Annotated in this window: 19 protein-coding genes; 18 read left to right on the top strand and 1 reads right to left on the bottom strand. The window is 53.3% G+C overall.

The features are described from left to right. Nucleotide 1 precedes the first annotated feature (1 nt). Both rny and Q0J41_RS02770 read left to right on the top strand, forming a co-directional pair. Complete coding sequence (rny, locus tag Q0J41_RS02775; protein WP_296225829.1) at nucleotides 2-1645, top strand: ribonuclease Y; 1644 nt, start codon at nucleotides 2-4, stop codon at nucleotides 1643-1645. Between the two features lie 103 nt (nucleotides 1646-1748). Next, nucleotides 1749-2963: a glycosyltransferase family 4 protein gene (locus Q0J41_RS02770; RefSeq protein ID WP_296225826.1), complete on the top strand. Its 1215-nt coding sequence runs from the start codon at nucleotides 1749-1751 to the stop codon at nucleotides 2961-2963. A 52-nt stretch (nucleotides 2964-3015) separates the two neighbouring features. Here Q0J41_RS02770 and Q0J41_RS02765 read toward each other — a convergent pair whose 3' ends face one another. Beyond that, the gene (locus Q0J41_RS02765; RefSeq protein WP_296225824.1) at nucleotides 3016-3675 is read right to left on the bottom strand and encodes a YigZ family protein; all 660 of its coding nucleotides are present in this window, start codon (nucleotides 3673-3675) and stop codon (nucleotides 3016-3018) included. Between the two features lie 44 nt (nucleotides 3676-3719). Between Q0J41_RS02765 and Q0J41_RS02760 the strand changes: the two genes are divergently transcribed. From Q0J41_RS02760 to rapZ, 16 genes are all read left to right on the top strand, one after another. Continuing rightward, a complete protein-coding gene (locus tag Q0J41_RS02760; RefSeq protein ID WP_296225822.1) occupies nucleotides 3720-4997 on the top strand; it encodes a DEAD/DEAH box helicase in 1278 nt (425 codons plus the stop codon). Next, entirely contained in the window at nucleotides 4994-5680 is a 687-nt protein-coding gene (locus Q0J41_RS02755) for a ComF family protein (protein WP_296225820.1), read from the top strand. The genes Q0J41_RS02760 and Q0J41_RS02755 overlap by 4 nt, the downstream gene beginning before the upstream one ends. A gap of 79 nt (nucleotides 5681-5759) precedes the next feature. After that, nucleotides 5760-6317, top strand: a complete 558-nt coding sequence (gene raiA / locus Q0J41_RS02750) for a ribosome-associated translation inhibitor RaiA (RefSeq protein ID WP_003614803.1) — start codon at nucleotides 5760-5762, stop codon at nucleotides 6315-6317. Between the two features lie 159 nt (nucleotides 6318-6476). Next, complete coding sequence (secA, locus tag Q0J41_RS02745) at nucleotides 6477-8879, top strand: preprotein translocase subunit SecA (protein WP_296225815.1); 2403 nt, start codon at nucleotides 6477-6479, stop codon at nucleotides 8877-8879. Nucleotides 8880-8966: 87 nt separating this feature from the next. Beyond that, nucleotides 8967-10083 (top strand): peptide chain release factor 2 gene (prfB, locus tag Q0J41_RS02740; protein WP_296225813.1). Its coding sequence is split into 2 segments (ribosomal slippage): nucleotides 8967-9038 and nucleotides 9040-10083, totalling 1116 coding nucleotides; the frame shifts between segments, so codons are not numbered across the junction. A gap of 10 nt (nucleotides 10084-10093) precedes the next feature. Next, entirely contained in the window at nucleotides 10094-10396 is a 303-nt protein-coding gene (locus Q0J41_RS02735; RefSeq protein ID WP_270447506.1) for a hypothetical protein, read from the top strand. Next, entirely contained in the window at nucleotides 10371-11330 is a 960-nt protein-coding gene (gene hprK / locus Q0J41_RS02730) for an HPr(Ser) kinase/phosphatase (protein WP_296226026.1), read from the top strand. Before Q0J41_RS02735 ends, hprK begins: the two co-directional genes overlap by 26 nt. Beyond that, complete coding sequence (lgt, locus tag Q0J41_RS02725; RefSeq protein ID WP_296225810.1) at nucleotides 11330-12163, top strand: prolipoprotein diacylglyceryl transferase; 834 nt, start codon at nucleotides 11330-11332, stop codon at nucleotides 12161-12163. Before hprK ends, lgt begins: the two co-directional genes overlap by 1 nt. 5 nt (nucleotides 12164-12168) lie before the next feature. Continuing rightward, nucleotides 12169-13185 (top strand): NAD(P)H-dependent glycerol-3-phosphate dehydrogenase, encoded by a 1017-nt coding sequence (locus Q0J41_RS02720; protein ID WP_296225808.1) that lies wholly within the window; start codon nucleotides 12169-12171, stop codon nucleotides 13183-13185. Between the two features lie 70 nt (nucleotides 13186-13255). Next, nucleotides 13256-14188 (top strand): thioredoxin-disulfide reductase, encoded by a 933-nt coding sequence (gene trxB / locus Q0J41_RS02715; RefSeq protein ID WP_270447514.1) that lies wholly within the window; start codon nucleotides 13256-13258, stop codon nucleotides 14186-14188. Nucleotides 14189-14308: 120 nt separating this feature from the next. Further along, nucleotides 14309-16351, top strand: coding sequence for an excinuclease ABC subunit UvrB (gene uvrB, locus Q0J41_RS02710; protein WP_296225805.1), 2043 nt, complete (start codon nucleotides 14309-14311; stop codon nucleotides 16349-16351). Then, the gene (uvrA, locus tag Q0J41_RS02705; protein WP_296225802.1) at nucleotides 16341-19199 is read left to right on the top strand and encodes an excinuclease ABC subunit UvrA; all 2859 of its coding nucleotides are present in this window, start codon (nucleotides 16341-16343) and stop codon (nucleotides 19197-19199) included. Before uvrB ends, uvrA begins: the two co-directional genes overlap by 11 nt. A gap of 95 nt (nucleotides 19200-19294) precedes the next feature. Beyond that, nucleotides 19295-19837 carry an HdeD family acid-resistance protein gene (locus Q0J41_RS02700; RefSeq protein ID WP_296225800.1) on the top strand — a complete coding sequence of 181 codons (543 nt, stop codon included), beginning with the start codon at nucleotides 19295-19297 and terminating at the stop codon, nucleotides 19835-19837. A 120-nt stretch (nucleotides 19838-19957) separates the two neighbouring features. Next, complete coding sequence (locus Q0J41_RS02695; protein ID WP_296225798.1) at nucleotides 19958-20761, top strand: M55 family metallopeptidase; 804 nt, start codon at nucleotides 19958-19960, stop codon at nucleotides 20759-20761. An 8-nt stretch (nucleotides 20762-20769) separates the two neighbouring features. Then, nucleotides 20770-21828 (top strand): P1 family peptidase, encoded by a 1059-nt coding sequence (locus tag Q0J41_RS02690; protein WP_296225796.1) that lies wholly within the window; start codon nucleotides 20770-20772, stop codon nucleotides 21826-21828. Nucleotides 21829-21928: 100 nt separating this feature from the next. Then, nucleotides 21929-22807 (top strand): RNase adapter RapZ, encoded by an 879-nt coding sequence (rapZ, locus tag Q0J41_RS02685; RefSeq protein ID WP_296225794.1) that lies wholly within the window; start codon nucleotides 21929-21931, stop codon nucleotides 22805-22807. The last annotated feature ends 8 nt before the right edge of the window (nucleotides 22808-22815 follow it).

Raw genomic sequence — 22815 nt, 5'->3', positions numbered from 1 at the left:
TATGATGAATAATACTATATTTTTTCTCGCAACAGTCGCTGTAATTTTTCTTATTTCACTTGTCGTGGGATGCCTAATTGGTTATGCCATCCGGAAGAATGCCTGGGAAACCAAGGCGGAAAATGCCCGGCAGAGCGGGGAGGCGATTTTGGCCAAGGCGAAAGCCGAAGTCGAAGTCGCCAAGGCCGAGGTTCAGGCGCAGAAGCAGGCCGCTGAAGCCGTTAAGCGGGATGCTGAAACGGAGAAGAAGGCCAAGATCCTGGAGGCCCAGGAAGAAATTAGGGATTACCGGCAGAAGGTTGAAGACGAGCTGAACGGGCGCCGCGATGAAGCGGCCCGCAAGGAAAACCGCCTTCAGCAGAAAGAAGATACCCTGGATCACCGCAGCAGCCTGCTCGATGACCGGGAGAGACAACTCACACAAAGGAAAGACCAAATCAAACAGCAGGAGGAAAAAGCTGCTGGTTTGCTGGAAGAAGCGCACGGGCTGGTCGAGAAGCAGAATGACAAGCTGCTGGAAATCTCCCGCTTAGACGAAGAAGAGGCCAGGAAGATCGTCTTGGCCCAGGTCTCCGACCACCTGACCAAGGAGAAGGCGGAGCTGATTCGGGCTAACGAGGAAGAAATCAGTGCCAGAGCCGACCGCTTTGCCCACCAAATCATCGTGGATGCCATCCAGAGCAGCGCGGCGGATACAGTCGCGGAAACGACCGTGTCAGTCGTGGACCTGCCAAACGATGACATGAAGGGGCGGATTATTGGCCGTGAAGGCCGGAACATCCGCTCTTTTGAAGCCATGACCGGGGTTGACCTGATCATTGACGATACGCCAAAGACGGTCACCTTGAGCGGCTTTGACTCCATCAGACGGGAAGTGGCCAAGCGGGCCCTGCAGAAACTGATCAAGGACGGGCGGATTCATCCGGCCCGGATCGAAGAGATGGTTGACAAGGCGCGCAAGGAAGTCAACGATGATATTTACGAGGCTGGTGAAAGTGCCTTGATGGAACTGGGCATCCACCGGATGAACCCAGAACTGGTCAAGATCCTAGGCCGGCTGAAGTACCGGACTTCCTATGGCCAGAATGTGCTGGCGCACTCGATTGAAGTTGGGAAGCTGGCCGGGACCATGGCAGCTGAACTTGGTTTGGATGAAAAATTAGCGGTTCGCGCGGGATTATTACACGATATTGGCAAGGCAATCGACCACGATATCGAAGGCTCCCACGTAGAAATCGGTGTTGAATTGACCCGGAAATACCATGAACCGGACCTGGTGGTCAACGCGATCGCTGCCCACCACGGCGACGTGCCAAAGCTCTCCTTCATCGCTGACCTGGTCGTGGCGGCGGATACGATTTCCTCCGCCCGGCCTGGGGCAAGAAGCGAAAGCTTGGAGAACTACATCCGCCGCTTGACGGAACTGGAAGACATTGCTGGCAGCTATGACGGCGTCAAGCAGGCATATGCCATCCAGGCCGGCCGGGAAGTCCGCGTAATGGTTGAGCCAGGCAAGATCTCAGATGATGAGACCACGGTTTTGGCCCACGAAATCCGGGACAGGGTCGAGGAAGAACTCGATTACCCGGGCAATATCAAGATAACCGTAATACGGGAGAAACGTGCCGTGGCTGTTGCCAAATAATAGGGAAAGTCCAGATTGAATTCTGGACTTTTTTGTTAGCATTTGGCAAATCGCCTTAAAGCCCGGTATAATTAATTCAACTAGACTCAGAAAGCAGAATTCCATGTTTAAGATTATCGTTGACCTTTTTTTACTGGTGATCATCCAAGTGGCGATCACGCCTTTCATCCGGCGCCTGGCCTTTGTCCTGGGGGCAGTGGACAATCCTAACGCCCGCCGGGTCAACAAGAAGCCCATGCCGACTATCGGGGGGCTGGGGATTTTCGTGACTTACAATATCGGGACTTTCATCTTGCTCAGAGAGCAGTTTCCGACCCACGAGCTCTTTGCCCTTTTGCTGGCGTCCAGCGTGATCGTCTTGACCGGGATGATCGATGATATTTTAGAACTCAAGCCCAGGCAAAAAATGGGCGGGATCTTCATCGCGGCCATGATTACCTACTTTTTGGCTGAAATCCGGATGACAGAGCTGAATATTCCTTTTACCGGCCAGACCATCAATTTGCCCTGGTATCTCAGCCTGCCGATCACCATCTTCTGGATCCTGGCCTTGACCAACGCGGTCAACTTGATTGACGGCTTGGACGGCCTGGCGGCTGGTGTGTCCTGCATCTCCCTTTTGACCATGGGGATTGTCGGTTACTTCTTCTTGCGCAACCAGGGCCTGTACGTGCCGATCGCCTGCTTTATGCTGGCGTCCTGCCTCATGGGCTTTTTGCCATACAACTTCAATCCGGCCAAGATCTTTTTGGGAGACACCGGGGCCCTTTACCTGGGCTTCATGATTTCAGTCTTAGCCTTGAAGGGCTTGAAGAACGTGACCTTTATTTCTCTTTTGGTGCCGGTCATCATCTTAGGCGTACCGATCTCTGATACGGTCTACGCCATGATCCGCCGCAAGTTGAACAAGAAACCGATTTCCCAGGCGGACAAGCATCACCTCCACCATCAGCTGATGAACCTGGGCTTGACCCAAAGACAGACGGTGCTGGTGATTTACGCTCTGTCTTTGATCTTCTCCTTCGTTTCCATGCTCTTCCTCTTATCGCCGATCTGGGCCATGGCTCTCTTGCTGGTCGGCCTCTTGATCGCCGTTGAGCTTTTTGTGGAATCGATCGGCCTTTTGGGCGAAAAATACAAGCCCCTCAGCCACTTGATTAACCGCCTGGTTCTGCATAGCACCCACACTAAGGAGCCAAACGTTGAAGTCTGGCACCAGGGCGAGGCCAAGCCCCAGAAGTGGCAGGAGCGGTCCAAGGGCGGTCATAAGCCTGAAGATAAAAAGGCTTCTGGTAAAAATAGCGATAAAAAACAATAAAGCTGAAGAGATAAAAGAAATGACCAAGCAGAATTTGCTTGGTCATTTTTGGTTAGAATCTTTTTTCCCCGCTTTTAACGGGAATTTCGTTATAGCGCTGATCGCCCTTGATCAGGTCGGGTTCCCGGTTTAAGAGCTCGGTCAAATCGCTGATAAAGGGGTCAAGCTGGTCCAGGTCGAGGTAGACGGAAATGGTGATGTTTACGCCATATTCAGTGCCGGCAACGAAGACCTCTTTTCCCTTGAGGAAGTGGTCGACCTTGTCATAGCGGTTGTAGGGGATGGTAAAAATCAATTCCTGCTGCTTAACCCGCTTAACGATGCCGATGGCTTCAGCTGCCTCGCTGACGCTAGAAGAGTATGCCCGGATGAGGCCGCCAGCTCCTAATTTGATTCCGCCGAAGTACCGGGTCACGACGACGGCGACATTCTTTAAGCCCATCAATTGCAGGGTCTTTAATTCCGGCACCCCGGCCGTGCCAGCGGGTTCGCCGTTGTCGCTGCTTTTGACCCGGTCATCGTTAATGCCCAAGGTATAGGCATAGGTATTGTGGGTGGCGTCATGGTACTTTTTGCTGGTCGCGGCGATGAAATCCCGGGCCTCATCTTCAGTCTGAACCCGGGCAAAAGTCGCGATAAAGCGGCTCTTCTTGATGACCAGCTCATGCTGGCCATTTTCTTTGATTGTTAAAAAATCTGCTTCTTTTGACAAAAAATCATCCCTTTTTGGTGTATTAGTTAGTGGAGGCGAAAAAAGTGACAGAAGAAAAAGAATCTCTGGCCGGCCGCCAATGGCTGGTTGACAAAGTGGATAATAGCATAAAAGAGGGGCAGACGGCAATTCCCGCCATCAAAAATGGCATCTGCCAGCGCTGCGGCAGCTCCTGCTGGGCCCGCCTGCCGTCGGGATTTTTGTATTGTCGTGCATGCGTGGGCCTGGGCCGGCTGGATGAGGGCAAGCTTTTGGTCCGCCAGGCCGCCGGCGGTCATTACCCGGCCAGGGCGGGGATGACCTGGACGGGGCAGCTGCAAGAGCGCCAGGAGGGCGTGAGCCGCTTTTTGCTGGAAAAATTTGCCGCTAAAGAGGACTGCTTGGTTGAGGCCGTGACCGGGGCGGGAAAGACGGAGATGATTTTTCCTTTATTGGCTGAGGCTTTTAGCCGCGGCTGCCGGGTGGCAATCGCCACGCCCAGAATCGACGTGGTTAATGAGCTTTACCCCCGCTTAGTAGCCGCTTTTGGGGAAGTTGAGATCGGTAAGTACCACGGCCGGGAGGAAAAGCAGCCTGCCAATGAGCAGCTGGTCATCTGCACGACCCACCAGCTGCTTAAGTACTACCAGGCTTTTGACCTTTTGATCATTGACGAGATCGATTCTTTCCCATATGCCGGCAATCCCCAGCTGCATTTCGCCGCGGGCAATGCCGTTAAAAAGACGGGCAGCCGGGTCTTTTTGACGGCCACGCCGCCGGAAGACCTGGTGAAAGCAGCCAAGCAGGGGAAACTAGCCATCGTTAGGCTCAACCGTCGCTTTCACGGCTATCCCTTGCCCGTGCCCCGGCTTGACTTGTACGTTAAACCCTTTTTGACCAAGGGCCGCCTGCATCCCAAATTAGCCAGGCGGATTAAAATGGCGGCCAAAAGCGGCCACCCCCTCCTGGTCTTTTTGCCCAGAATTTCCCAGATGCCCCAGTATTTTTCCGCTGTTAAAAAGCTCCTGCCCAATTCGCGCCTGGCGACTGTTTACGCCCAGGACCTGGACCGGCTGGAGAAGGTGGAAAAATTCCGAAAAGGGGACCTGGACCTGCTTTTGACGACCACGATCTTGGAGCGGGGGGTGACATTCAAGCATGTCTGGGTGATTATCGTGGCGGCTGATGATGAGATTTATTCCGCCGCCAGCCTGGTCCAGATCGCCGGCCGGGTAGGCAGAGACAAGCAGGACCCGGACGGGCTGGTACTTTTTTGCTACCGGCGCTACAGCCGGCAGATCAGAAGCGCGGTCAAGCAGATTAAGGAGATGAACCGGGGATGAGCCTTTGTCTTTTTTGTGACCAGCCTTTTACCGAAGACCTGGATATCAGGCGCCTGCTTTTGCCGGGCAAAAGCAAGCCTTCCTGCCTGTGTCCATCTTGCCGAAAGCAGTTTGAAGCAATTGGCCCTGCCTTTTGCCCCCAGTGCGGCCGCCGGCAGGATAATGGGAAAATCTGCCAGGACTGCCAGAAGTGGCGGCGGATCTACCAGGGGAATTTTTTGCAAAGCCAGGCTGTCTACTGCTATAATCAAGCCTTTCACGACTTGATGGTCCGTTACAAGCGCTATGGGGATTATCTGCTCTGCCAAGTCTTGCAGGAATTGGCGGCCCCTGCCGTTAAAAAATTAGCAGCTGACTACTTCGTCCCTGTCCCGACTTCACCTGAACACCGGAAAAAGCGGGGCTATGACACGGTCTGGGAAATTTTTAATCCCCTTTTGCCCTTGACGCCCCTTTTAGCCAAAAAGGCTGGGGCCGGGGCCCAGGGAGAAAAGGATAAAAAAGCCCGGATGCAGGCCAAGCAAAATTTCTTTTTAAATCCGGAATTTGGGGGTACAATAACGGGCAAGATCATCCTTTTGGATGACATTTACACCACAGGCCGAACACTTTACCATGCGCGCGACGCGATTGAAACGGCTTTTCCTGAATGCCAGGTCGAAAGTTTTTCAATTAGTCGCTAAATATTTTCACAAAGCGCTTTCAAATTTGGTATAATATGGGTGTAAGGAAACCGCGCAAGCGGGAAAGGAGATAATTATTATGTTAAAGTACAATGTTCGTGGCGAAAATATTGAAGTCACTGAAGCTTTGAGAGACTATGTTGAAAAGCGCTTGACCAAGTTGGAAAAGTACTTTGATTTGAGCCAGGACGTAATCGCTCATGTAAATCTGAAGGTATACCGTGACCACTCAGCTAAGGTTGAAGTTACTATCCCGCTTCCATACCTGGTATTGAGAGCTGAAGAAACTACGGATGACATGTACCGTAGCATTGACTTTGTTTCCGAAAAGCTTGAACGCCAAATCAGAAAGTACAAGACCCGCGTCAACCGCAAGAGCCGTGAAAAGGGCGTTGAAGAATTCTTCATCCCTGAAGAAGCTCCGGTTGAAGAGGAGAAGGAAGAAAAGGCTCCAATGTTCAAGATCGTCCGCAACAAGCGGGTTAACTTGAAGCCAATGGACCCAGAAGAAGCTATCTTGCAAATGGACATGCTGGAACACGACTTCTTCGTCTTCCAAGACGCTGAAACCAACGGCACTAGCGTGGTTTACCGCCGTAACGACGGCAGCTACGGCTTGATTGAAACTAACGAATAGTTTCGCCGCTTATCCAACTGAATACTAAGGCTATAAGCCAGGCAGGGCACGATAACTATTGTGCCCTGCTTATTTTTGTAGATTATTTTAATTTTTGGCATTTACATGTTAAAATTATTCTGTGATTTTAGACTAAATATCAGAATTAAGGACGATTAGATGGCAAACATTTTAAAGAAGTTATACAACGCTGATAAAAGAGAACTTAAGCGTTTTGAAAAAATTGCTGACCAAGTAGAGTCATACGCTGACCAAATGGCTGCTCTCTCTGACGAAGAATTGCAGGCCAAGACGCCGGAATTCCGGAGCCGGATTGAAAAGGGCGAAAGCCTGGATGACCTGCTGCCGGAAGCCTTTGCTGTATCCCGGGAAGCTTCCAAGCGGGTTCTGGGCCTGTACCCATTCCGCGTGCAGATCCTCGGCGGGATTGCCCTGCACCGGGGCAACATTGCCGAAATGATGACCGGTGAAGGTAAGACCTTGACGGCCACCATGCCAGTTTACCTTAACGCTTTGTCTGGCAAGGGCGTGCACGTTGTTACTGTCAACGAATACCTGTCCAGCCGTGACGAAACTGAAATGGGCCAGCTCTACCGCTGGCTGGGTTTGACGGTCGGCTTGAACGTCAGCACCATGTCTCCGGAAGAAAAGCGGGAAGCTTATGCCTGCGACGTAACTTACTCAACCAACTCTGAACTGGGCTTTGACTACCTCCGGGACAACATGGTTGTTTACAAGGAACAAATGGTGCAGCGTCCGCTTAACTACGCCATCATCGACGAAGTTGACTCCATCTTGATTGACGAAGCGCGGACGCCTTTGATCATTTCCGGTGAAGCTGAACAAGCCAACGCCGACTACGTCCGGGCTGACCGCTTCGTCAAGAAGCTGGTTGAAGACAAGAGCGACAACGACGCCGATGACGATGAAGACCACGGCGACTATAAGATCGACTGGCCAACCAAGACCATTTCCCTAACCAGAACCGGGATCCAGAAGGCCTGCGACCACTTCGGCCTAAAGAACCTTTACGACGTTGAAAACCAGAAGCTGGTTCACCACATCGACCAAGCCCTGCGGGCTAACTACATCATGCTCAAGGACATCGACTACGTGGTTCAAGATGGTGAAGTCTTGATCGTTGACTCCTTTACCGGCCGTGTTATGGAAGGCCGCCGCTACTCAGATGGCCTGCACCAGGCCATCGAAGCCAAGGAAGGGGTTAAGATCCAGGAAGAATCCCAGACTCAGGCCACGATTACTTACCAGAACTACTTCAGAATGTATAAGAAGCTGGCTGGGATGACCGGTACGGCCAAGACGGAAGAAGAAGAATTCCGTGAAATCTACAACATGGAAGTCATCACCATCCCGACCAACCGGCCAGTCATCAGACAGGACATGCCTGACCTGCTCTACCCGACCCTGGACTCCAAGTTCAAGGCCGTGGTTGATGAAATTAAGGAGCGGCACGCCAAGGGCCAGCCAATCCTGGTCGGCACGGTGGCCATTGAATCTTCAGAACGCTTGAGCCACATGCTGGATAAGGAACACATCCCGCATGCCGTCTTGAACGCCAAGAACCATGCTAAAGAAGCAGCCATCATCATGAATGCCGGCCAAAGAGGGGCAGTTACGATTGCCACCAACATGGCCGGGCGTGGGACTGACATCAAGCTGGGGCCTGGCGTCAAGGAACTGGGCGGTTTGGCCGTAATCGGGACTGAAAGACACGAATCCCGCCGTATCGACAACCAGTTGCGGGGCCGGTCCGGCCGGCAGGGTGACCCGGGCTACACCCGCTTCTACCTGTCTTTGGAAGACGACTTGATGAAGCGCTTTGGGGGCGACCGGGTCAAGGACTTCCTTGACCGCTTGTCTGACAATGATGACGACAAGGTTATCGAAAGCCGCTTGATCACCCGCCAGGTTGAATCAGCCCAGAAGCGGGTTGAAGGGAACAACTACGACACCCGTAAGCAGACCCTGCAATACGACGACGTTATGCGGATCCAGCGTGAAATCATCTACAAGGAACGGATGCAGGTTATCGATGAGCAGCAGTCCTTGAAGAGTGTCTTGATGCCGATGATCCACCGGACTATCGACCACCAAGTGGACATGTTCACCCAAGGCGACCGGTCGACTTGGCGCCTGGACTCCTTGCGCGACTTCATCGTGTCCAGCCTGGCCAGTGAAGAATACGTTGATTCAGAAATCGACTTCAAGACCTTCATGCCAGATGCCCTTAAGCAGCAGCTTTACCAGCTGGTTGAAGACAACTACCAGGAAAAGGAAGCTGCCCTGGCTGATCCGGAACAAATGCTGGAATTTGAAAAGGTGGTTATCCTCCGCGTGGTTGACGAACACTGGACCAACCACATTGACGCCATGGACCAATTGCGGCAGTCAATCGGCCTGCGGGGCTATGGCCAGCTGAACCCGCTGGTTGAATACCAGGACTCCGGCTACAACATGTTTGAAGAAATGATCAGCGACATCGAGTTTGACGTGACTCGCCTCTTCATGAAGGCTCAGATCAGAAACAACTTGAGTCGGTAATAAATCAGCAAAGAGGGGGCTCCCGCCCCCTCTTTTTGGTTATAATGTAGTAAACAAAAAGAGTATTTTTAGCAAAGGAAAAAGACAATGGAAATTAGTGAAATTCAAAATGCTTTAGACGAGTTGCGGACCCGGCTTAACCACTTCAGGGGGTCTCTTTGACTTCGATAATATTAGCGAAAGCATTGAAATCAACGAAGCTAAGATGGCGGAACCGGGCTTTTGGGACAATCAGGAAAAGGCCCAGAAATTGATCAGTGAGACCAACCTGCTCAAGGAAAAGCGGGACTCCTTCCTGGCCTTGGAAAAAGACCTGACCGATGAAGAAACGGCCTTGGAATTGCTGCGCCTGGAAGCAGACGAAGACCTGCAACAGGACACCGAGGACCAGCTGGCCAAGCTGCAGGAAGAATTCCACCAGTATGAACTGAACCTGCTCTTGTCAGGCGAGTACGATGACCATAACGCCTTGATGGAAATCCACCCGGGGGCCGGCGGCACCGAAGCCATGGACTGGGGGAACATGCTGCTGCGGATGTACCAGCGCTATTGCGACTCCCGCGGCCTTAAGTTTGAAGTCAACAACTTTGAACCAGGTGATGAAGCTGGCTTAAAGAGTGTCAGTGTCCGGATTTCCGGCAAGAATGCCTACGGGCTGCTGAAGTCTGAACATGGCGTTCACCGCCTGGTCCGGATTTCGCCTTTTGACTCAGCCAAAAGACGGCACACTTCTTTTGCCTCGGTTGAAGTTATCCCCGAAGTCGATGACTCCATTGAAATCGACATTGACCCAAAGGATCTCAGAATTGACGTCTACCGGTCATCCGGGGCGGGCGGCCAGCACATCAACAAGACGTCTAGTGCCGTCCGGATCACCCACATCCCAACCGGGATCGTGACGACTTCCCAGGCCCAGCGGTCCCAGTTCCAGAACCGGGACACGGCCATGAATGAAATGCGGGCCAAGCTTTTCCACCTGGAAGAAGAAAAGAAGCGCAAGGAAAAGGCGGCCCTGAAGGGCGAGCAATTGGACATTGCCTGGGGCTCACAGATCCGCTCTTACGTCTTCCACCCATACAGCATGGTCAAAGACCACCGGACCGGCTACGAAACCGCCGATGTGGGCGGGGTGATGGACGGGAAGCTGGATCCCTTTATTTACGCATATCTTCAGTGGCGTTTGAGCCAGGAGAATCCAGAATAAGAGGAAAAATATGTCATTTACCACGATAGTACTACTGGTTTTGGCGGCCGTAGTCGCCCTGGCCCTGCTCTCGGTTTTCTTCAAGGCCTTGATCGCCTTGCTGCCGGTGGGCCTGGTTGTAATTTTGCTGTTATGGCTCTACTACCGCTTTTACTGGCGGAAAAAATACCAGCTGCCCAGCCGGCCGGAGACCGACTGGTTCAAGGCAAGCCAGGCAGATCCGGAGCGGCCGCGGAAACAGGCGCAAGATGTGACAGTGCGAGATGTTGATGATAGTGAGGCACATGATGACGAACATGGTAAAACTAACTGAGCTCATTAAAGATAATTCCAACCTGCGGGTTCTGCAGGGGCAGGAACGCGTGGCTGGCAAGAAGATTAAGGTTTCTGACGTTTACCGGCCGGGACTGGAACTGAGCGGCTACTTTGACTTTTACCCGGCCGACCGGGTCCAACTTTTGGGCAGAACGGAAATCTCCTACGCTGCCCGGCTGGATCACGACCTGCGCCGGAAAGTTTTTGAAAAAATCTGCCAGAAAGAAACTCCTTGCCTGCTGGTTTCCCGCAACCTGCCGGTGCCAGCTGAACTGAAGGAGGCGGCAGAAGCAGCCGGGACTCCGATCTTGATTTCCAATGACACCACGACCTACTTGATGAGCATGATCACCCAGTACCTGGCCGTGAAGCTGGCTGAAAGAAGCAGCTTCCACGGGGTCCTGGTTGAAGTCTTCGGGATGGGGGTTCTCTTGACCGGGGAATCCGGGGTCGGCAAATCTGAAACCGCCCTGGCCCTGGTTCAGCACGGCCACCGCTTGATTGCTGACGACCGGGTGGACGTCTACCAAAGAGACCATGAGACCGTGGTTGGGGAAGCTCCCCGCATTTTGAAGCACTTGATGGAAATCCGGGGGATCGGGATTATTGACGTCCTCAAGCTCTTCGGGATTGGGGCCATCAAGGACGAAACCGAAATTTCCCTGGTCATCAACCTAACCAACTGGGACTCCAAGGCTAACTACGACCGCCTGGGCTTCCAGGAAAACACCCGGATCATCTGCGGGATCGCGGTTCCCCAGGTTACCATCCCAGTCAAGGTCGGCCGGAACATGGAAAACATCGTGGAAGTGGCCGTCATGAACTTCAGAGCCAAGGCCATGGGCTTTGACGCGGCCAAGACTTTTGACGAAAACCTGACCAGCTTGATCGCGGAAAATACTGAAGAAGAAAAGCGGGGTGAAGACGACTAGTGACTTTAGCACTGAATCCAATCGCCTTCAGTATCGGCGACATTCATGTCCGCTGGTATGGAATCATCATCGCCTGCGGGATCCTGCTGGCCACCTTCATGTCGATCAGAGAAGGGCAAAGACGGCAGATCATGAGCGACGATTTCATCGACCTGCTCTTGTGGGGCGTGCCGATCGGCTTTATCGGGGCCCGGATCTACTATGTCATTTTTGAATGGGGCTACTTCTCCCAGCACCCGGATGAAATTATCGCCATCTGGAACGGGGGGATCGCCATTTACGGGGGCTTGATCGCCGGGGCGATTGTCCTTTTGACCTTCTGCTACCGGCGCTTCTTGCCGCCATTTCTTGTCCTGGACATCGTGGCGCCGGGTGTGATGGCGGCCCAGGTCCTGGGCCGGTGGGGCAACTTCATGAACCAGGAGGCCCACGGGGCCAAGTGCAGCCTGCAGTATCTGCAAAATCTCCACTTGCCCCAGTTCATCATCGACCAGATGTACATTAATGGCAGCTACTACAAGCCGACCTTCTTGTATGAATCCTTCTTCAACCTGATCGGCCTGATCATCATCCTTTCCCTGCGCCACAAGAAGCACCTCTTCAAGCAAGGGGAAGTCTTCATGTTCTACCTGGCCTGGTATTCCGTGGTCCGCTTTTTCGTGGAAGGGATGCGGACGGACAGCCTCTATATCTTCGGAGTCATCCGGGTTTCCCAGTCCCTCAGCCTCCTGCTTTTAATCGCTGTGGTTATTTTATTCGTCTACCGGCGTGTCAAAGTCAAGCCAAAGTGGTATCTTGAAGGAAGCGGTTTAAAATATCCATACGAGAGGTAGAAAAAATGACAAAAATTTCCGTTTTAGGCGCCGGTTCCTGGGGGTCAGTCCTAGCCTCCATGCTGGCTGACAACGGCCACGAGGTGGCCCTTTACGCCCACCGGCAAGTTATTGCTGATGAGATCAACCAAGACCACACTAACTTGCACTACATGAAGGACTGGACCTTGAACCCCAGCGTTTGGGCCAGCACCGACATGGGGCAGGTTCTGAAAGACTGTGACATTATCCTCTTTGCCGTGCCGACTAGCGCAATCCGGTCAGTGGCTAAAGCAGTCCGGCAAGTCTTGGACGAAAATGGCCGCCAGCCTTACCTGGTTTCAGCCACCAAGGGGATTGAGCCAGGGACTAAAAAGCTGGTTTTGCAGATTTTTAAAGACGAAATTTACCCGGACGGCTTTGACAAGATGATCGTCCTGTCTGGTCCCAGCCACGCGGAAAACACCGCCCAAAAGGACTTGACGGCCATCACCCTGGCTTCAACCAGTCTGGATAACGCGGCCAAGATGCAGAAGATCTTTTCCAATGACTACGTCCGCTTTTATACCAGCAACGACCCAATCGGGGTCCAAGTCGGCGGGGCCGTGAAAAACGTCATCGCCATCGCGGCCGGGATCCTGGCGGGCCTGGGCTATGGGGACAATGCCAAGGCAGCCTTGATGACCCGGGGCCTGGCGGAAATCACCCGCCTGGGGGTGGCTTTTGGCGGCCAGCCTTGGACCTTCAGCGGCCTGTCCGGGATCGGCGACTTGATCGTCACTTGTACATCCGTTAACTCCCGGAACTGGCGCTGCGGCTACCAGCTGGGCCAGGGCAAGCCCTTGGATGAGGTTTTGGCCAACATGGGCCAGGTAGTTGAAGGGGCCACGACCGTCAAGGCTGTGCACGAAATCTGCGCTAAGTATTCTTTAGACATGCCGATTTCAGCTTCCATCTACAAGGTTCTCTATGAGGGGGCTAAGATTGACGATGAGATCAAGCTGATGATGAGCCGGCAGATGGGACCGGAAATCAGAATCTAAAAAGACTTGCAATCTTTGCAAAATCCTGTATCATATTACTTATAAAAAGTAAGTAACAAGGAGGCTGTTTATGACCAAAGAAGTTGACGTAGTAATCATTGGTGCCGGTCCAGCCGGGATGACGGCGGCAGTTTACGCGGCCCGGGCCAACCTGAAGACGGTCCTCTTAGACCGGGGGATTTACGGAGGGCAGATGAACAATACTGCCGACATCGACAATTACCCGGGCTTTGTGGAAGTCCAGGGGCCGGAACTGGGTGAAAAGATGTACCAGACCGTGCAAAATGCCGGGGCCAGCTATGAATATGGCGATGTCCAGGCCGTTAAGCTGGAAGGTGACTACAAGCGGGTGATTACCGACAGCGAGGAATACCTGGCTCCAGCCGTAATCATCGCGACAGGATCTGAGCACAAGCACTTGAACGTGCCGGGTGAGGAAACTTATTCCGGCCATGGTGTTTCTTACTGCGCCGTCTGCGATGCAGCCTTCTTCAGAGATGAAGACGTGACTGTGATTGGCGGGGGCGACTCAGCCATCCAGGAAGGGCTCTACCTGGCCCAGTCTGCCAAGTCAGTCACGGTCGTTCACAGAAGAGACCAGCTGCGGGCCAAGCCGGAACTGCAGGAGAAGGCCTTCAAGCACCCGAAGATTAAGTTCGTCTGGAACGCCTTGACTGAAGAAATCGTCGGCGAAGACGGCAAGGTCAGCGGGATCCGCTACAAGGACAAGGTCAGCGGGGAAGAAAAGGAATTTGCCACTAAGGGCGTCTTCATTTACGTTGGCGTTTTGCCAGTGACTAAGGCCCTGGAAGGCCTGGACATCTTGGATGAAAACGGCTGGATTCCGACTGACGAATTGATGCGGACCCGGCAGGAAGGGATCTTCGCGGCCGGCGACGTGCGGCCAAAGGACCTGCGCCAGGTCACGACCGCCGTGGGCGAAGGCAGCGTGGCCGGGCAGGAAGCTTACAACTACCTGCAAGCCAAGGGATTTTTGAAATAGATATTAAAAGCAGCAGACAAGTGGTCTGCTGCTTTTTCTTTGAGCAAAATATTGTTAGAATCTATGTTCGGGTAGTAAAATAGAATACGATTGATTATTGCAAGTTAAGGGGGAAGAACCGTGATCAAGCGGCAAGACAATAACAAATTTGAACTCGTCTCACCATATAAGCCTGCCGGCGACCAGCAGCAGGCCATCGACCAGCTGACGGCCGGTTTTCAGGCCGGCGATAAAGAGCAGATCCTCAAGGGGGCAACGGGGACGGGTAAGACCTATACCATGGCCAATGTAATTGCCAAAATGAACAAGCCGACCCTGGTCATTACCCACAACAAGACCCTGGTTGGCCAGCTCTACAATGAATTTAAGGAATTTTTTCCGAACAACGCCGTGGAATACTTCGTTTCCTACTATGACTACTACCAGCCGGAAGCCTACGTGCCCCAGTCGGACACTTATATTGAAAAAGACGCCTCGATCAACGACGAAATCGACCAGCTGCGGCACGCCGCCACCAGCGCCTTGATGTCCAGAAATGACGTTATCGTGGTGGCTTCTGTTTCCTGCATCTATGGCTTGGGTGACCCAAGAGAGTACGCGGCCAGCGTGTTAAATGTCTATACCGGCCAGGAATACGAAAGAAACACCCTGCTCAGAGACCTGGTCAACATCCAGTACGACAGAAACGACATCGACTTCCAGCGGGGCCGCTTCCGGGTCCGGGGCGACGTCGTGGAAGTTTTCCCGGCCGGCTACTCAGACCGGGCCTACCGGATTGAATTTTTTGGCGATGAAGTCGACCGGATTGTTGAAGTTGACCCCTTAACCGGGGAAGTGCACGGGGTCAGAGACAGCATTTCCCTTTTCCCGGCCACCCACTTCATGACCAACGAAGACCAGCTGGCCGGCGCTATCGACCGGATCAAGGCTGAGATGGACGACCAGGTCAAGAAGTTTGAAAAAGAAGGCAAGCTGCTGGAGGCAGAAAGAATCAAGCAGCGGACCACCTACGACTTGGAAATGCTGAGAGAAGTCGGCTATACCAACGGGATTGAAAACTATTCCCGGCAGATGGAAAACCGCAAAGCCGGTGAGCCGCCATACACCCTTTTGGACTTCTTCCCCAAGGATTCCCTGATTTTAATCGACGAATCCCATGCCACCATGCCGGAAATCCGGGCCATGTACAACGGGGACAGAAACAGAAAGCAGACCTTGATTGACTATGGCTTCCGCCTGCCATCAGCCTTGGACAACCGGCCTTTGAAGCTGGAAGAATTTGAGCAGCATGTCAACCAGATCATGTATGTGTCCGCCACCCCGGGTGACTATGAATTAAACCGGACCAGCCGGATCGTGGAACAGGTCATCCGGCCGACCGGCCTTTTGGATCCGAAAATCGAGGTCCGGCCAATTGAAGGGCAGATTGACGACCTGGTTGCTGAAATCAACCTGCGGATTGAAAGAAAGGAACGGGTTTTTGTCACTACTTTGACCAAGAAGATGGCTGAAGACTTGACCGACTACTTGAAAGACCTGGGCATCAAGGTCCGCTACCTGCACTCAGACATCAAGACTTTGGAAAGAATGCAGATCATCCGGGACCTCCGCCTGGGCAAGTTTGACGTTTTGATCGGGATCAACCTGCTTAGGGAAGGGATCGACGTGCCGGAAGTTTCCCTGGTGGCCATTCTGGACGCGGATAAGGAAGGCTTCCTGCGGGCCTACCGGCCGCTGATCCAGACCATGGGTCGGGCGGCCCGGAACGCTAGCGGTGAAGTTATTATGTATGCTGACCGGATCACCGATTCCATGAAGCAGGCGATTGATGAAACGAACCGCCGCCGGGCCATCCAGATGAAATACAATGAAGAGCATGGGATCGTGCCAAAGACCATCATCAAGCCAGTCCGGGACATGATTTCCGTGGTCAAAGCCGACAAGGAAGCCGAAAAATCAGACTCCTTTGCCGACCTCAATTTTGACGAGCTGACGGTCAAGCAGAAGAAACAGATGATCGCCAATTTGAAAGAGCAGATGCAAGAGGCGGCTAAGCGCTTGGACTTTGAAAGCGCGGCTAACCTCCGCGACGCGATTATCGAGTTAGAAGGCTCAGTAAGAAAACCGATTAAGAAGAAAGGCAAAGACTTCAATGGCAGATAGAAAAATCGTCATCCGCGGTGCCCGTGAGCACAATTTAAAAGACATCGACGTAACCATTCCCAAAGACCAGCTGGTTGTCATTACCGGCCTGTCCGGCTCTGGCAAGAGCTCACTGGCTTTTGACACCCTGTACGCTGAAGGCCGGCGCCGCTACGTCGAATCCCTGTCCAGCTATGCCCGACAGTTTTTGGGCCAGATGGATAAGGCAGACGTTGACTCAATCGACGGCCTCAATCCGGCTATTTCCATTGACCAGAAGACGACCTCCCACAACCCCCGCTCAACGGTTGGCACGGTTACTGAAATTAACGACTACCTCCGCCTGCTTTGGGCCAGAGTCGGCCATCCTTACTGTCCAAACGACGGAACCTTGATCCAGCGGCAGTCGGTGGACCAGATGGTGACCCGGATCCTGGATTTGCCGGAAAGAAGCAAAATCCAGCTTTTGTCCCCGGTTATCCGGGGCAAGCGGGGCGAGCACAAGGAGGTTTTCGCCAGAATCCGCCGGGCCGGCTATGTCCGGGTGATCGTTGACGGCGAGCTTCACGACGCCAGTGAGGAATTTGCTTTAGAGAAAAACAAGCGCCACGACATTGAAATCGTGGTCGACCGTCTGGTCATCAAAGACGGGATCCGGTCCCGCCTCTTTGACTCAGCTGAAGCGGCCCTGCGTCTGTCTGAAGGCTACATGGACGTTGATGTGATCGGGGGCGAGAAGCTCAGTTTCTCTGAATACTACGCCTGTCCTCTTTGCGGCTTCACAGTCGGGGAAATGGAGCCCCGCCTCTTTTCCTTCAACGCACCTTTCGGGGCCTGCCCGGCCTGTGACGGCTTGGGGATGAAGCTGGCGGTTGACCCGGACCTGGTTGTTCCAGATAAGGACAAGAGCCTGGCAGAAGGTGCCCTGGCTCCTTGGGCAGGGTCAAAATACTACATGGGGATGTTGGAGCAAGCCTGTGAAGCCTTAAAGATCCCGATGGACAAGCCTTTTAAAAAGCTGACTAAGCGGCAAAGAGACATCATTTTGAATGGGTCAGACAAGGAAATTCACTTCCACTTGGAAGGGGACTTCGGGGTCAACGACACCAAGCAGCCGTTTGAAGGGGTGATCAACAATGTCGACCGCCGCTACGCCAAACCAATGTCCAAGTTCATGCAGGAAGTCATGGGCAAGTACATGACTGAATTGCCTTGTGAGGTCTGCCACGGCAAGCGGCTCAATGAAAAGGCCCTGGCCGTCAAGGTCAATGGCAAGAACCTGGCCGAGGCCAGCGACTTGTCAATCAAGGATGGCCTGGACTTTTTCAAGGAAGTTGACTTAAGCGAGCAGGAAGCTGCCATTGCCAAGCCAATCCTAAAAGAAGTCTGCGACCGCTTGAGCTTCCTGGTCAGCGTTGGCCTGGACTACTTGACCCTGTCCAGATCAGCCGGGACTTTATCCGGCGGGGAAGCCCAGCGGATCCGCCTGGCCACCCAGATCGGTTCCAACCTGTCCGGGGTCATGTATGTCCTAGATGAACCGTCTATTGGTTTGCACCAGCGGGACAATGACCGCTTGATCGCGTCTTTGAAGCGGATGCGGGACTTGGGAAACTCCTTGATCGTCGTTGAACACGACGATGAAACCATGCGGGCAGCCGACTACTTGATCGATATGGGGCCAGGTGCCGGCAGCCAGGGCGGGGAAGTTATGGCTGCCGGAACTCCCGAAGAAGTCATGGCCAACCCTCAGTCCTTGACCGGCCAGTACCTGCGGGGAGAAAAGTTTATCCCGGTACCATTGAAGCGGCGCAAGGGCAGCGGCAAGAAGCTGAAATTGACTGGAGCAGCGGAAAACAACCTAAAGAACATTACTGTTGAATTCCCTTTGAGCGAATTCGTGGTCGTGACCGGGGTTTCCGGGTCCGGGAAATCCACCCTTGTCAACCAGATCTTAAAGCGGGTCCTGGCCCAGAAACTCAACCATAATTCTGCCAAGCCAGGCAAGTATGACAAGCTGACCGGCTGGAAGAATATCGAGAAGGTAATCGATATCGACCAAAGCCCGATCGGCCGGACCCCGCGGAGTAACCCGGCGACCTACACCAGCGTCTTTGACGATATCCGGACTCTTTTTGCCCAGACCAATGAAGCCAAGATGCGGGGCTACACCAAGGCCCGCTTCTCCTTCAACGTCAAGGGCGGGCGCTGTGAAACCTGCCACGGGGACGGGATCCTCAAGATCGAAATGAACTTCCTGCCGGACGTCTACGTCCCTTGTGAAGTCTGCCACGGCCAGCGCTATAATTCTGAAACCCTAGAAGTGACCTACCGGGAAAAGAATATCGCCCAAGTCCTGGAAATGACCATCAGTGAAGCCTGCGACTTCTTCGTCAATATTCCTAAAATTCACCGCAAGCTGCAGACTATCGTCGACGTTGGTCTGGGTTATGTCAAACTGGGCCAGCCGGCCACTACTTTGTCCGGCGGGGAAGCCCAGCGGATGAAACTGGCCAGTGAACTGCAGAAATTGTCGACGGGGAAGAACTTCTACATCCTGGATGAACCAACCACGGGTCTGCATACTGATGATATCAAGCGACTTTTGGAAGTCCTCCAGCGCCTGGTGGACCAGGGCAATACAGTTTTGGTGATCGAACACAACCTGGATGTGATCAAGACTGCTGATTGGCTGATTGACTTGGGGCCTGACGGGGGCGAGCGGGGCGGCCAGGTGGTCTGCACGGGGACGCCGGAAGAAGTGGCGGACTGCCCGGAATCCTGGACTGGCAGGTATCTCAAGCCAGTTTTGGACCGGGACAAGGCTTTGACTGAAAACAGTCTTGCAAATAAAGAAAAGGAATCTTAATCACGCTCTAAACCTTTTTAGCAAAATATTGTAAAATGAAAGCGGAAGACAAATAATTGTCAGAATTTTTACGTTAGTGTGAAAGGATGATTCTTATGTTTGATTCCGGCTTTAACGAAAAACGCGGCTTTGACTGGGGCGTCTTCATCGCTGGGGTCATCTCCGTCGTTTTGAGCATTTTTCTCTTTGCCAACCCTGGCAAGGGCTTGCGGGGCCTGGTCATCATTCTGGCCGTCTTGTCGATCATGCAGGGGATCGCTTGGATTTCCATGTATGCCGGCTTTCACGGCATCTTTGGCCCGTCTTGGACGACCCTTTTATCGGGGATCTTTGACATTTTGATCGGGATCTTCTTCCTGTGGGACAACAAGGTCGGGGCATACACGATCGCGATCGTGGTGTCCATCTGGTTCATCGCCGACTCGGTAATCGGAATTGTTTTTGCCTGGCACCTGCGTTTCTTTGAGACCGGCTGGTATTTCTTCTTCAACCTGCTCTTGAACATCCTGGGTCTGGTTGTCGGGGTTATGCTGCTGATGAGACCGGTTATCGCGGGGATGAGCGTGGTCTACTTGATCGCGATCTACTTGGTGATCTTCGGGATCAATGAGATTGCTTTGGCCTTTATGCACCGTTAAGCATTTTAAACTGCCGATACTTAACAGATTGTTTAAGTGTCGGCAGTTTTTTTGATGGTAAAATGAAAGTAAGCAGTAAAAAAGTGTAAGAAAAAAGCAAAAGCATGGAGGCAAAGCAAAATGGAGAAAAAGATTTATATTTCCTGCGACATGGAGGGCTGCACCGGCGTTACCAGCTGGGAGCAGACCCATTACGGCCAGAAGGGCTATGACCTGGCCCTAAAAGAAATGACTCGGGAAACCGTGGCCGCGGTCAAAGCTTGCCAGAAAGCCGGCTACGCGGTCACTGTCAAAGACGGGCATGAGGACGGGATCAACCTGGACCCGGCCCTCTTGCCGGCGGGCACGGAACTGATCCAGGGCTGGGACTCTTCCCCGGAAGAAATGATGGCGGGGATTTCCGCTGACTATGCCGGGGCAATCCATATCGGCAGCCACTCTCCAGCTGGCTCCAGTGAAACGCCCCTGGACCATACGGTGGAACATGGCTGGTATTCCTGGGTTAAGCTGAACGGGGAATTGGCCTCGGAATTTACTTTCAACAGCCTCTGCGCGGCCCAGTATGGGGTTCCTTCATTTTTCCTGGCCGGGGATGCCGGTATCTGCCGGCGGGCGGAAGAATTTTGTCCGGGCATCGTGACTTGCGCCACTAAAAAAGGTGTGGGCAGCGCGACTGTCAATAAGAGCCCGGAGGAAGTCGCAGCGGGCATCATGACTGGGATCAAGGAAGCCCTGGCAGGCCCGGGTGGTCTGCCAGTTTTAGCTGACGAATACCTGCTAGAATTCTGCTTTTCTTCCGCTGGCCGGGCCAGAGCCGCTTCTTTTTATCCGGGAGCTGAAAGATCCGGCGAGCGGGTCGTCCGTTACCGGGCCAAGAGCATTATGGAGCTTTTGACCGCGAAGATGTTCATGACGGAAATCTGAGGTGGAAGATGGGATTAAAAGGAGAACTGTTTTTGCCCCGGGCCTATCAGACCGGAGAGAAAAACGACATTACCGATGTTCCGGGGGTTAAGGTGGGCCAGGTGACCCTGCGAAAGGGTGGAGTCAATACCGGCGTCACGGCAATTTTGCCCGGGAGTGATATTTTTAAGCAAAAAATGCTGGCCAGCGGCCAGGTCATCAATGGCTTCGGCAAAACGACCGGCCTGGTCCAGATTAATGAGCTGGGCACTTTGGAGACCCCGATCCTCATGACCAACACTCTGGCCGTGGGAACCTGCTGGACGGCTCTAACCCGCTACATGCTGGACCGGAATCCGGAGATAGGCCTGACAACTGGGACAGTCAACCCGGTCGTGATGGAGTGTAACGATGGGGACTTGAACGATATCAGATCCCTGCCGGTTAAAGAAAGCAATGCTCTGGCGGCACTATTTTTAGCGGAAGAGAATCCGCCTCTGCTGGAAGGAAATGTCGGTGCCGGAACCGGGATGCGGTGTTTGGGCTTTAAGGGCGGCATTGGGTCGGCCTCCAGGCTTTTGACCCTGGCCGGGAAAAAATATCACGTGGCCAGCTTGGTTTGCGCCAATTTCGGGGCCTTTGGCAAGTTGCGGGCCGGCGGCCGCCTTTTGGGGCAGGAATTAAAAGATGCCGTTTTGGCTCGGGCAAAAGCAGAAAATAACCAGCTTTATGACCGCTACCAAAAAGACCAGGGGTCGATTGTGATGGTGATCGCTACCGACCTGCCCCTCTCCAGCCGGCAATTGGGCCGCTTGGCCCGCCGCAGCGCGGTTGGCTTAGCCAGAACGGGATCGTATATCGGCGATGGGTCCGGCGACATCGCCCTGGCTTTTTCCACGGCGCAAAGAGTGGATCATTTCGCCAAAAAAGCGGAAGAGTTCAGCTTTTTGCCGGACAGTCAGCTGGACCCGGTCTTTGAAGCCGGCGCCGAGACAATTGAGGAAGCGGTCCTGAGTGCCCTGGTGCACGCGGAAACCTTGACCGGATTTAAGGAGAGAAGGGTCTACGGTTTAGGGGATTTTTTGTAAAAGATTACAGGATAGAAATGCAGGCAGGGCGAAATAATTGCCAAGACGTGGCACGCCCGGTATGATAGAGTTTAACGTTTTATGGGAGCAATAAGGAATCATGCATGAAAAACACAAGAAACAGCTGTTGATTTTGACGGGGATGAGTGGGGCCGGTAAGACGGTCGCCGCCCACTCCTTGGAAGACGTCGGCTACTTCGTGGTCGACAACCTGCCCCCGGAATTGCTGGGCAATTTCTGGGACTTGATGAACACCTCGGAAGACTTTGAAAAAGTTGCCGTGGTAATCGACCTTAGAGTCAAGTCCTTCTATAAGGACTTGATCGACGAAATCAACTCCCTGGAAGACAGCGGCCAGACCCAGGCCACGATCGTCTTTTTGGAGGCTTCTGACGACACCCTGGTGGCCCGCTACAAGGAAACCCGCCGCCTGCCGCCTTTGGCGGAAAACGGCCGCCTTTTAGACGGGATCCGGGATGAACGCCGCCTTTTGACCCCGGTGAGAAACCGGTCTAACTATATTTTGGATACTTCCAAGATGGCGCCAAAGGAGCTGAAGCAGAAGCTGCAGAGCAAGTTCGGGGCACTCCACAAGCCAAAATTCGGGATTGAGGTCATGTCCTTCGGCTTCAAGTACGGGATGCCGATCGACGCCGACATCGTCATGGATGTCCGTTTTTTGCCCAATCCCTTCTACATTTCGGAACTGCGTCCCTTCACGGGGCTGGACAAGCGGGTCTTCAACTATGTCATGGATAAGGACGAAACCAAGGTCTTCTATGGCAAGCTGCTGGACCTCTTGTTAACGGCAATTCCAGGCTACATCAACGAAGGCAAGGAAAAACTGACGATTGCCATCGGCTGCACGGGCGGTCAGCACCGTAGCGTCTCGATTGCCCAGCAGCTGGCGCGCGACTTGTCTGAAAAATATCCGGTTGACATTACCCACCGGGAAATTAGCCGTTATCTCAGAAAGTAGGAATTCAG

Source organism: uncultured Lactobacillus sp. (genome assembly GCF_944327175.1).
Lineage (GTDB): Bacteria > Bacillota > Bacilli > Lactobacillales > Lactobacillaceae > Lactobacillus.
Note: the sequence above shows the minus strand (reverse complement) of the source record. Positions and strands in the feature narration are given on the sequence as shown.

Coding starts and splice junctions, on each gene's coding strand:
- rny (WP_296225829.1), top strand. CDS start 2: ATGATGAATAATACTATATTTTTTCTCGCAACAGTCGCTGTAATTTTT.
- Q0J41_RS02770 (WP_296225826.1), top strand. CDS start 1,749: ATGTTTAAGATTATCGTTGACCTTTTTTTACTGGTGATCATCCAAGTG.
- Q0J41_RS02755 (WP_296225820.1), top strand. CDS start 4,994: ATGAGCCTTTGTCTTTTTTGTGACCAGCCTTTTACCGAAGACCTGGAT.
- raiA (WP_003614803.1), top strand. CDS start 5,760: ATGTTAAAGTACAATGTTCGTGGCGAAAATATTGAAGTCACTGAAGCT.
- secA (WP_296225815.1), top strand. CDS start 6,477: ATGGCAAACATTTTAAAGAAGTTATACAACGCTGATAAAAGAGAACTT.
- Q0J41_RS02735 (WP_270447506.1), top strand. CDS start 10,094: ATGTCATTTACCACGATAGTACTACTGGTTTTGGCGGCCGTAGTCGCC.
- hprK (WP_296226026.1), top strand. CDS start 10,371: ATGACGAACATGGTAAAACTAACTGAGCTCATTAAAGATAATTCCAAC.
- Q0J41_RS02720 (WP_296225808.1), top strand. CDS start 12,169: ATGACAAAAATTTCCGTTTTAGGCGCCGGTTCCTGGGGGTCAGTCCTA.
- trxB (WP_270447514.1), top strand. CDS start 13,256: ATGACCAAAGAAGTTGACGTAGTAATCATTGGTGCCGGTCCAGCCGGG.
- uvrA (WP_296225802.1), top strand. CDS start 16,341: ATGGCAGATAGAAAAATCGTCATCCGCGGTGCCCGTGAGCACAATTTA.
- Q0J41_RS02700 (WP_296225800.1), top strand. CDS start 19,295: ATGTTTGATTCCGGCTTTAACGAAAAACGCGGCTTTGACTGGGGCGTC.
- Q0J41_RS02695 (WP_296225798.1), top strand. CDS start 19,958: ATGGAGAAAAAGATTTATATTTCCTGCGACATGGAGGGCTGCACCGGC.
- Q0J41_RS02690 (WP_296225796.1), top strand. CDS start 20,770: ATGGGATTAAAAGGAGAACTGTTTTTGCCCCGGGCCTATCAGACCGGA.
- rapZ (WP_296225794.1), top strand. CDS start 21,929: ATGCATGAAAAACACAAGAAACAGCTGTTGATTTTGACGGGGATGAGT.